Source organism: Streptomyces sp. NPDC087215 (genome assembly GCF_044744885.1).
Classification (GTDB): domain Bacteria; phylum Actinomycetota; class Actinomycetes; order Streptomycetales; family Streptomycetaceae; genus Streptomyces.
In genome coordinates, this window is sequence record NZ_JBIUZD010000009.1 from 189,938 (window position 1) to 202,097 (window position 12,160).

Consider the following 12,160-nt stretch of genomic DNA (forward strand, 5'->3'; position numbering starts at 1 on the left):
CGCGCGAGTATCGTCGCGTGCTGCACCGTGGCCCGACCCACCCGCGTCCCACCGGAGGAACCGTTGTCCCGTCTCGCGATCATCAAGGCAGTGCTCGGGCCGCCCATGCGCCTGATGTTCCGCCCCCGCGTGGAGGGCGCCGAGAACATCCCGGGGACCGGTCCCGTCATCCTCGCGGGCAACCACCTGACCTTCATCGACTCGATGATCATGCCGATCTGTCTGGACCGCCCGGTCTACTTCATCGGCAAGGACGAGTACGTGACGGGCAAGGGCCTCAAGGGCCGGGCGATGGCGTGGTTCTTCACCAGCGTCGGCATGATCCCGGTGGACCGGGACGGTGGGCGCGGCGGGGTGGCGGCGCTGATGACCGGCCGCCGGATCCTGGAGGAGGGCAAGATCTTCTCGATCTACCCGGAGGGCACCCGCTCCCCCGACGGCCGGCTGTACCGGGGCCGTACGGGCATCGCGCGGCTCACCCTGATGACCGGGGCGCCGGTGGTGCCGTTCGCGATGATCGGCACCGACAAGATCCAGCCGGGCGGCTCGGGCTTCCCGCGCCCGGGGCGGGTGACGGTCCGGTTCGGCGAGGCGATGGAGTTCTCGCGGTACGACGGGATGGACCGCGACCGTTATGTGCTGCGGGCGGTGACGGACTCGGTGATGGCGGAGGTCATGCGGCTGTCCGGACAGGAGTACGTGGACATGTACGCCACCAAGGCGAAGGCGGCCTGACCGCCGGAACGCCGGGTGCCCCGTACGGCCAGCCGTACGGGGCACCCGCGCGTTCACCGGAGAAAGCGTCGGCACCTCTCCGGTGAGGGGCGTCGGTCTGTCGCCGTGGAAAGGCGTCAGGACGTCTCCGCCGAGGGGCGTCAGTGCTCGACGCCGTCCTCCAGCTTCTGGCCCTTGAGCAGGAACCAGGCGACGACCGCCGTCACCAGGAGGACCACCGCGCCGACCCCGGCCGCTATCCGCAGGCCCTCCACGAAGGCCTGCTGGGCGGCCGACACCAGGGCCGTCGCCGTCTCCGGGGCCAGGACTCCGGAGGCCTCGACCGCGCCGCCGAGCGACTCGTGGGCCGCCGAGGCGACGTCGGACGGGATGCCCACCGGGGTGGCGAAGCCCCGGTAGACGCCGGTCACGATCGATCCGAGGACGGCGATGCCGAGCGCGGCGCCCAGTTCGTACGCGGTCTCGGAGACCGCCGAGGCCGAACCGGCCTGGTCCTTCGGGACGCTGGACAGGATCACGTCGGCGGTGACCGTGAAGGCGAAGCCCGCGCCCACACCCACGACCAGCAGGGCGGCGCCGAGCAGCGGGTAGCCGGTGCTCTGGTCGAGCGTCGTCAGGACGGCCAGCGAGAGGCCGACCGCCGCGAGTCCACCGGCCACCACCGCCCGTACGGAGAAGCGCCGGGCGACCAGGCCCGCGATCAGACCGGCCGTGACCGCGCCGACTGCGGCGGGCAGTTCGGCGAGACCAGCCTCCAGCGGCTGGCGGCCCTGGACCAGCTGGAAGAACTGGGACAGGAAGAACACCAGGCCGGAGAGGCCGAGGATGGTCAGCAGATCGGCGAGGACGGCGCCCGAGAAGCCCCGGTTGCGGAAGAGCCGCATGTCCAGGAGCGGCGCGGGCAGGGTCAGCTGCCTGCGGACGAACCAGGTCAGGGCGCCGACACCGGCGAGAGCGGCGAGACCCGCGTCGAGGGACGGGCCGTGCGAGGCCAGTTCCTTGATCGCGTAGACGATGCCGATCATGCCGACGAGGGAGAGCAGGACGCTCGGCAGGTCCCAGGGGCCCGGGTTCGGGTTCTTGGACTCGGGGATCAGCTTGATGCCGACGAAGACCAGGACGGCCATCACGGGCAGGTTGATGAGGAAGACCGAGCCCCACCAGAAGTGTTCGAGCAGGAATCCGCCGACGACCGGTCCGACGGCGGCACCGGCCGAGGCCATGGCGCCCCAGACGCCGATGGCGAGGCTGCGCTCGCGCGGGTCGTGGAAGAGGTTGCGGATGAGCGCCAGGGTGGACGGCATCAGGGTGGCGCCCGCGACACCGAGGAGCGCGCGGGCCACGATCATCATCTCGGGGGTCGTGGCGTAGGCGTTCAGGACGGAGACGGCACCGAAGGCCGTGGCACCGATCAGGAGCAGCTTCTTGCGCCCGATGCGGTCGCCGAGGCTGCCCATGGAGACCAGGAGTCCGGCGATGACGAAGGAGTAGACGTCACCGATCCAGAGCAGCTGGTTGCCGGTGGGCTTCAGGTCCTCGGAGAGGAAGGGGGTGGCGAGTCCCAGGACCGTCGCGTCGACCGCCACGAGGAGGACGGCCAGGACGAGGACGGCAAGGGCGAGCCACCGGCCGGGGCGGCGCACGCCCTCGGTATGGCCCTTGCTCGTGAGGATGCTGCTGGTCACTTCTCCACGCTCCTGCGTGCTCCGCCGAGCAGCAGCTCGACGATCATGTACTGGAAGTCCTTGGCGGCGACCCGGCCGTCCGCGACGGCCCAGGCGCCGGAGCCGATGAGCCCGTAGAGGGCCTCGGCGAGCCAGGCGGGTGTCAGGTCGATCCGGAAGACGCCGTGCTCCTGGCCGCGCCGGAAGAAGGCCGCGATCTCCTCGTCGAGGCGTTCCCAGCCCTCGTTCTGCTGGTCGCCCTCGAAGAGCTGGTTCTCGGTGACGAGGAACGACAGCAGGGGCGCGACGGGCTGCACTTCGGCGACGAGCCTGCGCAGGGCCTCGTCCTCGGGCTCCTGGCCGAGCCGGGCCCGGTCGAGGGCCTGCTCCATCTCCCGGATGCCGAGGTCTTCGAGCGCCCGCACGAGCACGTCCCGCCCGGCGAACTGCCGGTGCAGGGTGGCCCGCCCGATGCCCGCCGCGCGGGCGACCTCGTCCATGGTGGCGGTCGCCTTGCGGCTGAGCAGGGCCGCGGCGGCGCGGAGCACCTGAGTGCGATCGACTGACATGAGACGACCATACACCGAATGAGACATCGATGTCTCATTCGATATTCGAATGCCTCACCAAGGGGTGAGGGGGAAAGGTGTGCGCATGACCAAGCCACTGCTGCTCATCGATGTCGACGGGCCGCTCAATCCGTACGCGGCGCAGCGCGAGCGGCGTCCCGCCGGGTACGGCACCCACCGGATGAGCCCCACCGGCTGGACGGGGGCGAAGCCGCTGCGGGTCTGGCTCCACCCCGGCCACGGGGAGGAGCTGCTCGCGCTGGCCGGGGCGTACGAGCTGGTCTGGGCGACGACCTGGAAGGACGAGGCCAACCGCTGGATAGGGCCCCCGCTCGGGCTGCCCGAGCTGCCGTTCGTCGACTGGCCCGAGATGCACGGGAGGGCGCCCGCCGGGACCTTCTGGAAGACGCAGTACGTGCTGGAGTACGCGGCGGGACGCCCGTTCGCCTGGATCGACGACGACATCACCCCGTACGACCGCGAGTACGTGGAGCGGAACCACCTCGCCGCCGCCCTGTTGCTGCGCGTCGACGAACGGATCGGGCTGACCCGGCCGGACTTCGACGCGCTCGCGGAGTGGGCGGCGGCGCTGTGACGTGGGGTTTCCCGGCGGCTACTTCAGCTTGGCGGCGGCCCAGGCGTGCTGGATCACCAGGTCCGCCTTGACCTCGACCAGCTGGACGGCGACGGCGGAGGGGGCGGTGCCGCCCCGCCCGTCACGGGAGGCGAGGGAGCCGGGGACGTCGAGCACGGTGCGGACCTGGGGGGTGAGGTGCTCGGAGATCTTCGCGAACTGCTCGTCCGTCAGCTCGTCCAGCTCCTTGCCCTCGGCCTCGGCCGCCTTCACGCACTCGCCCGCGACCTCGTGCGCCACCCGGAACGGGACGCCCTGCCTGACCAGCCACTCCGCGATGTCCGTCGCCAGCGAGAATCCGGCCGGGGCCAGCTCCTCCATGCGCTCGCGGTTGACGGTGAGCGTGGCCATCATGCCGGTGAAGGCGGGCAGCAGGACCTCCAGCTGGTCGCAGGAGTCGAAGACCGGCTCCTTGTCCTCCTGGAGGTCCCGGTTGTAGGCCAGCGGGAGGGCCTTCAGGGTGGCGAGCAGCCCCGAGAGGTTGCCGATGAGGCGGCCGGACTTGCCCCTGGCCAGTTCCGCGATGTCGGGGTTCTTCTTCTGCGGCATGATCGAGGAGCCGGTGGAGAAGGCGTCGTGCAGGGTCACGAAGGAGAACTCCTTCGTGTTCCAGATGATGATCTCCTCCGCGATCCGCGAGAGGTTGACGCCGATCATCGCGGTGATGAAGGCGAACTCGGCGACGAAGTCCCGGGAGGCCGTGCCGTCGATCGAGTTGCCGACCGAGCCGCGCTCGAAGCCGAGGTCCTTGGCGACCGCCTCCGGGTCGAGCCCGAGGGAGGAACCGGCGAGGGCGCCGGAGCCGTACGGGGAGACCGCCGTACGGGTGTCCCACTGCCGCAGCCGCTCGGCGTCCCGGGAGAGGGCCTGGGCATGGGCCAGGACGTGGTGCGCGAAGAGCACGGGCTGGGCGTGCTGGAGGTGCGTGCGGCCGGGCATGGCGACGCCCGGGTGGGCCTCGGCGAGGCCGACGAGGGCGTCCTGGAGGTCGGCGACGAGGCCGCCGATGATCCGGGCGTGGTCCCGCAGGTACATCCTGAAGAGGGTGGCGACCTGGTCGTTCCGCGACCGGCCCGCGCGCAGCTTGCCGCCGAGGTCCGGGCCGAGGCGCTCCAGGAGGCCCCGCTCCAGGGCGGTGTGGACGTCCTCGTCGGCGACGGTGCCCACGAAGGAGCCGTCGGCGACGGCCGCCTCCAGCAGGTCCAGCCCGGCGATCATGCGGGTCAGCTCGTCCTCGGTGAGCAGCCCGGCCTTGTGCAGCACGCGCGCGTGGGCGCGGGAACCGGCGATGTCGTACGGCGCGAGACGCCAGTCGAAGTGGACCGATGCGGACAGCTTCGCCAGGGCCTCGGCGGGCCCGTCCGCGAACCGTCCGCCCCAGAGCCGGACGTCACCGTTGTTGCTGCTCACAGCTGCTGCTCCTCGGGAGGGTGGGTGGTGCCGCCGCCCTCGCGGGGGCGAGGGCGTCGACGACAGCATAACTATGCAATCCTCCGTATGTTTTGTCAATGTGGGGTGGATGGCGGGTCAGGGGCCAGGGCGTCCGATATTCGGCGGCGGTCCCGGGGTCCGGCCGCCTAGGCTCCGCCCATGCCCGACCCCGACCCCGTCCCCGCTTCCGCGTCCGCGTCCGCGCTTGTGCCCGGTCGCCGGTCCACGCCCAGATCCGTCGACCCGGCCTTTCCGGGTGACGACCACGAGGACTTCGCCGCCCTCCTCGCTCGGGCGCTCGACGGGGCCGACCCGGGCGCGTGGAACGCCTTCGACCGACATGTCAGGGACGCGCTCCGGTACCGCCGCGTGCCACCCGCCCACACGTGGTTCCCCTCGTTCCACGGCGGGCGGCCGGAACGTCCGGTCGGCCTCCTCGAACTGGCCGTCGCCCTGTGCGGACCCGACGGCCGGGTCAGGGAGGCCGCGCTCCGGTACGTCCCCCGCTTCCCCTCCCTGCTCCCGCTCGTCGTGGTCCGCTGCTCGGACTGGGCCGGGCCGGTGCGGGAGCGGGCCCGCGCGGTGCTGCGCGAGGAACTGCCCGGAGCCGGCCCCGAGCCGCTGGGCACCCTGGTGGCGGTCGCCCTGGGCGCGGGGAGCCGACTGCGCGGGGACGCGGCGCGGGAGCTGCTGACCGGGACCCTGCGGGACGCCCCCGCCGCCCGGCTGACCGCCCTCCTCCCGAGCGGACACCGGACGGTCCGCCGCCTGGCCCACCGGATCGCCGTCGACCGGGGCCTCCTCTCCCCCTCCGTACTGGCGGCCACCGCCGCCACCGGCTCCGACGTGGTCGTCCAGGACCTGTGCGCCGACGCCCTGCTCGCCACGGTCACGGGCCCGTCCGACCGGACCCTGCTCGTTCCCCTGCTGCGCGCCCGCTACCACCGGGTGCGGGCGGCCGGGGTCACGGCGCTGTACAGGAGCGGTGCGGCGGCCGACGCCGGGGCGTTCCTGTCCGACCGGTCCCCGCTGGTGCGTGCCTGTGCGCGGTGGGTGCTGCGGGAGGCGGGCGCCGGTCCACTACCCGCCTCCGGCGGGTGACCGCCTCCGGGCGGAATCGGCGTTTTCCGGTGGACGGACCTCACGCAGGATGAGGGCATGGGAAAGACATACGAACGCATCGACGGACGGCTTCGGGCCTTCATCGAGGAACAGCCGGTCTTCTTCACCGCGACCGCGCCGCTCTCCGGCGACGGGCACGTCAACCTCTCCCCCAAGGGCCGCAGGGGCACCCTCGTCGTGCTCGACGAACTGACCCTCGCCTACATCGACTTCGGCGGCAGCAGCGCCGAGACCGTCGCCCACCTCCGGGAGCCCGGCAACGGGCGCATCACCCTCATGTGGACCGCGTTCTCCGGGCCGCCGACCGTCGTAAGGGTGCACGGGACCGGGGAGGCCGTCCTGCGGGACGATCCGCGCTGGGACGGGCTGTTCGCCCGCTTCCCGGCCGAGGCGGTCGAGGGGCAGGGCAGCGCACGGGCCGTCGTGGTGGTGCGCGCCCGGCGGATCAGCGACGCCTGCGGGTTCGCCGTCCCGCTGATGGAGTACCGGGAGGACCGGTCGATGCACGCCGAGTACTTCAACCGGAAGACGGACGACGAGTTCAACGCGTACTGCGAGCGCAAGGAGCACATCGCCACCAGTCTCGACGGGCTGCCCGCGATCCCGCTCCCCCTGCCTCCGCTGCCCTCCGGCCGCGCCACGGACGCGGCCCCGGACGCCGGAGCCGTCGTGGACGGTCGGGCGCACGGGGCCGGGGAGGGCTGACGGAGAGGGTCAGCGGTCCTTCTGCGCGAGGCGGAGCAGATGGTCGGCGAGGGCCTGGCCGCCGGTGGCGTCGCGGCTGATGAGCAGGAGGGTGTCGTCACCCGCGATGGTGCCGAGGATCGCGTGGAGCTCGGCCTGGTCGATGGCCGACGCGAGGAACTGGGCGGCGCCCGGCGGGGTCCGCAGGACCACCAGGTTCGCGGACGCCTCGGCGGAGATGAGCAGTTCACCGGAGAGGCGCCGCATCCGCTCCTCCTTGGCGGACTCGCCCAGCGGCGCCTGCGGGGTGCGGAAGCCGCCCTCGCTGGGGACCGCGTAGATCAGCTCGCCGCCGGTGTTGCGGATCTTCACCGCGCCCAGCTCGTCGAGGTCGCGGGAGAGCGTCGCCTGGGTGACGCTCAGTCCGTCGTCCGCGAGGAGCTTGGCGAGCTGGCTCTGCGAGCGCACCGGCTGCCGGTTGAGGATGTCGACGATCCTCCGGTGACGGGCGGTCCGGGTCTGCGGAACCGACGGCCCTCCGTGCTCGTTCTCCTGCGCGTCGGTCATCGTCGTCTCATTCTCCGGTTCGTGCTTTCCCGTTCGCCACGTCGAGGACCCCGGGCAGGGCCTGGAGGAACGTGTCCGCCTCGGCGTCGGTGAGGACCAGCGGAGGCATGATCCGTACGACGTCGGGAGCGGGCGCGTTCACCAGGAGGCCGGCGTCCTGAGCCGCCTGCTGCACCTGGGGTGCGAGGGGCTCCGTGAGCACGATACCCAGCAGGAGGCCCGCGCCACGGACGTGGGAGACCAGCGGGTGGTCCAGCGCCTCGATTCCCTGCCGCAGCCGCTCCCCCACGGCCTTGACGTGGTCGAGGGCCGCGTCGGCGCCGAGGGTGTCCAGGACGGCGAGGCCCGCGGCGCAGGCGATGGGGTTGCCGCCGAAGGTGGTGCCGTGGTGGCCGGGCGCGAAGAGGTCCGCGGCCGGGCCGAACGCGACGGTCGCGCCGAGCGGGAGTCCGCCGCCGAGCCCCTTGGCGAGGGTGACGACATCGGGCTCGACGCCTTCGTGGGCCTGGTGCTCGAACCAGTGGCCGCAGCGGCCGACGCCGGTCTGCACCTCGTCGAGGACGAGGAGGGTGCCGGTGGCGCGGGTGATCTCCCGGGCGGCCCCGAGGTAGCCGGGGGGCGGGACGACGACGCCGTTCTCGCCCTGGATCGGCTCGATGATCACCAGTGCGGTGTCCTCGGTGACCGCGGCCCGCAGCGCTTCGGTGTCGCCGTACGGGACATGGGTCACGTCGCCGGGGAGCGGCAGGAACGGGGTCCGCTTGCCGGGCTGGCCGGTGAGCGCGAGGGAGCCCATGGTCCGGCCGTGGAAGCCGCCCTCGGTGGCGACCATGTGGGTGCGGCCGGTGAGCCGTCCGATCTTGAACGCGGCTTCGTTGGCCTCGGCGCCCGAGTTGCAGAAGAAGACCTTGCCGGGGCGGCCGAAGAGGCCGAGGAGCCGTTCGGCGAGGGCGACGGGCGGCTCGGCGACGAAGAGGTTGGAGACATGGCCGAGGGTCTGGACCTGCCGGGTGACGGCCTCGACGACCGCCGGGTGGCCGTGGCCGAGGGCGTTGACCGCGATGCCGCCGACGAAGTCCAGGTACGCCGTGCCCTCGGCGTCCCAGACGGTGGCGCCCGCACCGCGGACGAGGGGCAGCCGGGGGGTGCCGTAGTTGTCCATCAGCGAGCCCTGCCACCGCTGGGTCAGTTCGTCGTTGCTCATGCTTCCCCCTGTCCGTCCGGCACGACCATCGTGCCGATGCCCTCGTCGGTGAAGATCTCCAGCAGGATGGAGTGCGGGACGCGGCCGTCGATGACACGGGCCGTGGTGACCCCGTTGCGCACGGCGTGCAGACAGCCCTCCATCTTGGGGACCATGCCGCTGGAGAGCTCGGGCAGCAGCTTCTCCAGCTGGCTCGCGGTGAGCCTGCTGATGACCTCGTCGCTGTGGGGCCAGTCCTCGTAGAGGCCCTCGACGTCGGTCAGGACCATCAGGGTCTCGGCACCCAGCGCCGCAGCGAGTGCCGCAGCCGCCGTATCAGCATTGACGTTGTAGACATGTCCGTCGTCCTGGGAGCGGGCGATGGAGGAGACGACCGGGACGCGGCCGTCCTCCAGGAGCGCCCGGATGGCACCGGTGTCGATGGCGGTGATCTCGCCGACCCGGCCGATGTCGATCTGTTCGCCGCCGACGAACGGGCGGTGCCGGGTGGCGGTGATGGTGTGGGCGTCCTCGCCGGTGAGGCCGACGGCGAGCGGGCCGTGCTGGTTGAGGAGCCCGACCAGCTCGCGCTGCACCTGTCCGGCGAGGACCATCCGTACGACGTCCATGGCGTCCTCGGTGGTGACCCGCAGGCCCGCCTTGAACTCGCTGACGATGCCGTGGCGGTCGAGCGCGGCGCTGATCTGGGGGCCGCCGCCGTGTACGACGACCGGCTTGAGGCCGGCGTGGCGCAGGAAGACGACGTCCTGCGCGAAGGCGGCCTTGAGGTCCTCGTCGATCATGGCGTTGCCGCCGAACTTGATGACGACCGTTCTGCCGTGGTGCCGGGTCAGCCAGGGCAGCGCCTCGATGAGGATCTGCGCCTTGGGGAGCGCGGTGTGCCGCCGCGTCCGGTTCGTGGGGTCGTCGGCCGCGTCGTCGGACAGGTCCTCGGCCGCGTCTTCGACCGCGCCGCCGTCGCTCGTGTCGCGGCTCGTGTCGCCGGTCGTTTCCTGGGCCATGGCCTCGGTCTCGTCCTCGGTCTCGGTCTCGGTTTCGGCCGTGTTCTCGGCCGTGCCCCTGGTCGTGCCCTCGGTCGTGTTCTCGGTCATGACGAGTACGCGCTGTTCTCGTGGACGTAGTCGGCGGTGAGGTCGTTCGCCCAGATGACGGCGGACTCGGTGCCCGCGGCGAGGTCGGCGGTGATGGTGACCTCCCGGTAGCGCATGTCGACGAGGTCGCGGTCCTCGCCCACGGAGCCGTTCCGGCAGACCCAGACGCCGTTGATGGCGACGCTCAGCTCGTCGGGCTCGAAGGCGGCGGCCGTGGTGCCGATGGCGGAGAGCACCCGGCCCCAGTTGGGGTCCTCCCCGTGGACGGCGCACTTGAGGAGGTTGTTGCGGGCGATGGAACGGCCGACCTCGACGGCGTCGTCCTCGGTGGCCGCGTTGACGACCTCGATCCGGATGTCCTTGCTGGCGCCCTCGGCGTCGCCGATGAGCTGGCGGGCGAGGTCGTCGCAGACGGTCCGGACGGCCTCGGCGAAGTCGTCCTGCTCCGGGGTGACGCCGGAGGCGCCGGAGGCGAGGAGGAGGACGGTGTCGTTGGTGGACATGCAGCCGTCGGAGTCGACCCGGTCGAAGGTGACGCGGGTGGCGCTCCGGAGGGCGCCGTCGAGACCGGGGGCGTCGACGTCGGCGTCGGTGGTGAGGACGACGAGCATGGTGGCGAGGCCGGGGGCGAGCATCCCCGCACCCTTGGCCATGCCACCGACGGTCCAGCCGTCCCGTGTCACGACGGAGGTCTTGTGGACGGTGTCGGTGGTCTTGATGGCGATGGCGGCCTTCTCGCCGCCGTGCTCGGAGAGTCCGGCCGCGGCCTTCTCGACGCCGGGGAGGAGCTTGTCCATGGGGAGCAGGAGGCCGATGAGGCCGGTGGAGGCGACGGCGACCTCGCCCGCCCCGGTCTCGGTGCCCCGGGCGGTGAGGACCTCGGCGACCTTCTCGGCGGTGGCGTGGGTGTCCTGGAAGCCCTGGGGGCCGGTGCAGGCGTTGGCTCCGCCGGAGTTGAGGACGACGGCGGTCAGTTCGCCGTCGGCAAGGACCTGCTGGGACCAGACGACGGGGGCGGCCTTGACGCGGTTGGAGGTGAAGACGCCCGCGGCGGCGCGGCGCGGCCCGGTGTTGACCACGAGGGCCAGGTCCGGGTTGCCGTTCTGCTTGATCCCGGCGGCGATGCCCGCCGCCGTGAATCCCTTCGCTGCGGTGACGCTCACTCTTCTTCTCCGTTCGCTTCTCCGCCCGCGCGGTGCGCGGGGGCTGGCTTCGTCGTCGTCCGTGCGCCGGTGGCCCGGCGGAGGTCGCTCACGGGGCGATGCCCGTCATGGGAAGTCCGGTGTCCTCGGGGAGCCCGAGGGCGATGTTCATGCTCTGTACGGCGCCGCCCGCGGTGCCCTTGGTCAGGTTGTCGATGGCGCTGATCGCGATGATCCGGTTCGCCGCCGGGTCGTGCGCGACCTGGATCTGGACGGCGTTGGAACCGAGGACGGACGCCGTCGCGGGCCACTGGCCCTCGGGCAGCAGGTGCACGAAGGGCTCGTCCGCGTAGGCCTTCTCGTACGCGGCGCGCACGGTCTCGGCGGTGACGCCCGGCTTCGCGGTGGCGGTGCAGGTGGCGAGGATGCCCCGGGACATCGGGGCCAGGGTGGGCGTGAAGGAGACGGTGACCCGCTCCCCGGCCGGACCGCTGAGGTTCTGGATCATCTCGGGGGTGTGCCGGTGGCCGCCGCCGACGCCGTACGGGGACATGCTGCCCATGACCTCGCTGCCGAGCAGGTGCGGCTTGGCGGCCTTGCCCGCGCCGGAGGTGCCGGAGGCGGCGACGATCACGGCTTCGGGTTCGGCGAGCCCGTTCTCGTACGCGGGGAAGAGGGCGAGCGAGACGGCGGTGGGGTAGCAACCGGGCACCGCGACCCGCTTGGACCCCTCCAGCGCGGCGCGGGCACCCGGCAGCTCGGGGAGGCCGTACGGCCAGGTCCCGGCGTGCGGGGAGCCGTAGTACGTCTCCCAGTCGGCGGGGTTCCGCAACCGGAAGTCGGCACCCATGTCGACGACGAGGACGTCCGGGCCGAGCCGTTCGGCGACGGCGGCGGACTGTCCGTGCGGCAGGGCGAGGAAGACGACGTCGTGCCCGGCGAGCTCGTCGGCGGTGGTGGGCACGAGGACGCGGTCGGCGAGCGGCAGCAGATGGGGCTGGAGGGCCCCGAGTCGCTGACCCGCGTTGGAGTGGCCGGTCAGCGCGCCGATCTCCACCTGGGGATGGACGAGCAGAAGACGCAGGAGCTCTCCGCCCGCGTATCCGCTCGCACCCGCCACTGCCACTCGTACCGTCATCGAAGTACCCTCCTCATGGATGGCATGACTATACGTGCGCTTGCAGATTTATGCAATCAGTGGGGAGGGGGCCGCCCTCGTCCGACGTGGCTGATCGCTTGAATGGTCGGCGGGGGGCGTTTCGGTTGGCGGACACGGGCGAGGGGAGGCCCGGCAGCGGCACCGCATCCGCGCGCTCC

General features: G+C 72.1%; 12 protein-coding genes. 4 read left to right on the forward strand and 8 right to left on the reverse strand.

Annotated elements, in window-relative coordinates:
- Positions 1 to 63 precede the first annotated feature (63 nt).
- Positions 64 to 735, forward strand: a complete 672-nt coding sequence (locus ACIO92_RS23145) for a lysophospholipid acyltransferase family protein (protein WP_366442536.1) — start codon at positions 64 to 66, stop codon at positions 733 to 735.
- A 140-nt stretch (positions 736 to 875) separates the two neighbouring features.
- Here ACIO92_RS23145 and ACIO92_RS23150 read toward each other — a convergent pair whose 3' ends face one another.
- Both ACIO92_RS23150 and ACIO92_RS23155 read right to left on the reverse strand, forming a co-directional pair.
- A complete protein-coding gene (locus ACIO92_RS23150; RefSeq protein ID WP_401237747.1) occupies positions 876 to 2,420 on the reverse strand; it encodes an MFS transporter in 1,545 nt (514 codons plus the stop codon).
- Entirely contained in the window at positions 2,417 to 2,968 is a 552-nt protein-coding gene (locus ACIO92_RS23155) for a TetR/AcrR family transcriptional regulator (RefSeq protein ID WP_402282425.1), read from the reverse strand. The genes ACIO92_RS23150 and ACIO92_RS23155 overlap by 4 nt, the downstream gene beginning before the upstream one ends.
- Before the next feature lie 85 nt (positions 2,969 to 3,053).
- Between ACIO92_RS23155 and ACIO92_RS23160 the strand changes: the two genes are divergently transcribed.
- Positions 3,054 to 3,563 (forward strand): HAD domain-containing protein, encoded by a 510-nt coding sequence (locus tag ACIO92_RS23160; RefSeq protein WP_366442425.1) that lies wholly within the window; start codon positions 3,054 to 3,056, stop codon positions 3,561 to 3,563.
- Positions 3,564 to 3,581: 18 nt separating this feature from the next.
- Here ACIO92_RS23160 and argH read toward each other — a convergent pair whose 3' ends face one another.
- Positions 3,582 to 5,012: an argininosuccinate lyase gene (gene argH, locus ACIO92_RS23165; RefSeq protein ID WP_366442424.1), complete on the reverse strand. Its 1,431-nt coding sequence runs from the start codon at positions 5,010 to 5,012 to the stop codon at positions 3,582 to 3,584.
- A 180-nt stretch (positions 5,013 to 5,192) separates the two neighbouring features.
- On the opposite strand from argH, the gene ACIO92_RS23170 reads away from it, so the two are divergent.
- On the forward strand, positions 5,193 to 6,134 hold the full coding sequence (locus tag ACIO92_RS23170; protein WP_402282428.1) for a hypothetical protein: 942 nt from the start codon (positions 5,193 to 5,195) through the stop codon (positions 6,132 to 6,134).
- Positions 6,135 to 6,191: 57 nt separating this feature from the next.
- Positions 6,192 to 6,860: a pyridoxamine 5'-phosphate oxidase family protein gene (locus ACIO92_RS23175; RefSeq protein WP_401237743.1), complete on the forward strand. Its 669-nt coding sequence runs from the start codon at positions 6,192 to 6,194 to the stop codon at positions 6,858 to 6,860.
- A gap of 9 nt (positions 6,861 to 6,869) precedes the next feature.
- On the opposite strand, the gene ACIO92_RS23180 is transcribed toward ACIO92_RS23175, so the two are convergent.
- From ACIO92_RS23180 to argC, 5 genes are all read right to left on the reverse strand, one after another.
- Positions 6,870 to 7,406, reverse strand: coding sequence for an arginine repressor (locus ACIO92_RS23180; RefSeq protein ID WP_351792096.1), 537 nt, complete (start codon positions 7,404 to 7,406; stop codon positions 6,870 to 6,872).
- Between the two features lie 7 nt (positions 7,407 to 7,413).
- The gene (locus tag ACIO92_RS23185; RefSeq protein ID WP_366442420.1) at positions 7,414 to 8,610 is read right to left on the reverse strand and encodes an acetylornithine transaminase; all 1,197 of its coding nucleotides are present in this window, start codon (positions 8,608 to 8,610) and stop codon (positions 7,414 to 7,416) included.
- Entirely contained in the window at positions 8,607 to 9,701 is a 1,095-nt protein-coding gene (gene argB, locus ACIO92_RS23190) for an acetylglutamate kinase (protein ID WP_402282430.1), read from the reverse strand. Before argB ends, ACIO92_RS23185 begins: the two co-directional genes overlap by 4 nt.
- Entirely contained in the window at positions 9,698 to 10,864 is a 1,167-nt protein-coding gene (gene argJ, locus ACIO92_RS23195) for a bifunctional glutamate N-acetyltransferase/amino-acid acetyltransferase ArgJ (RefSeq protein ID WP_366442419.1), read from the reverse strand. Before argJ ends, argB begins: the two co-directional genes overlap by 4 nt.
- A gap of 88 nt (positions 10,865 to 10,952) precedes the next feature.
- Positions 10,953 to 11,981, reverse strand: coding sequence for an N-acetyl-gamma-glutamyl-phosphate reductase (gene argC / locus ACIO92_RS23200; RefSeq protein ID WP_366442418.1), 1,029 nt, complete (start codon positions 11,979 to 11,981; stop codon positions 10,953 to 10,955).
- Positions 11,982 to 12,160: the final 179 nt, after the last annotated feature.

Excerpts from the sequence above, each read along its gene's own strand:
- ACIO92_RS23155 (WP_402282425.1), bottom strand. The coding sequence starts at position 2,968 with ATGTCAGTCGATCGCACTCAGGTGCTCCGCGCCGCCGCGGCCCTGCTC.
- ACIO92_RS23160 (WP_366442425.1), top strand. The coding sequence starts at position 3,054 with ATGACCAAGCCACTGCTGCTCATCGATGTCGACGGGCCGCTCAATCCG.
- ACIO92_RS23170 (WP_402282428.1), top strand. The coding sequence starts at position 5,193 with ATGCCCGACCCCGACCCCGTCCCCGCTTCCGCGTCCGCGTCCGCGCTT.
- ACIO92_RS23175 (WP_401237743.1), top strand. The coding sequence starts at position 6,192 with ATGGGAAAGACATACGAACGCATCGACGGACGGCTTCGGGCCTTCATC.
- ACIO92_RS23180 (WP_351792096.1), bottom strand. The coding sequence starts at position 7,406 with ATGACCGACGCGCAGGAGAACGAGCACGGAGGGCCGTCGGTTCCGCAG.
- ACIO92_RS23185 (WP_366442420.1), bottom strand. The coding sequence starts at position 8,610 with ATGAGCAACGACGAACTGACCCAGCGGTGGCAGGGCTCGCTGATGGAC.
- argB (WP_402282430.1), bottom strand. The coding sequence starts at position 9,701 with ATGACCGAGAACACGACCGAGGGCACGACCAGGGGCACGGCCGAGAAC.
- argC (WP_366442418.1), bottom strand. The coding sequence starts at position 11,981 with ATGACGGTACGAGTGGCAGTGGCGGGTGCGAGCGGATACGCGGGCGGA.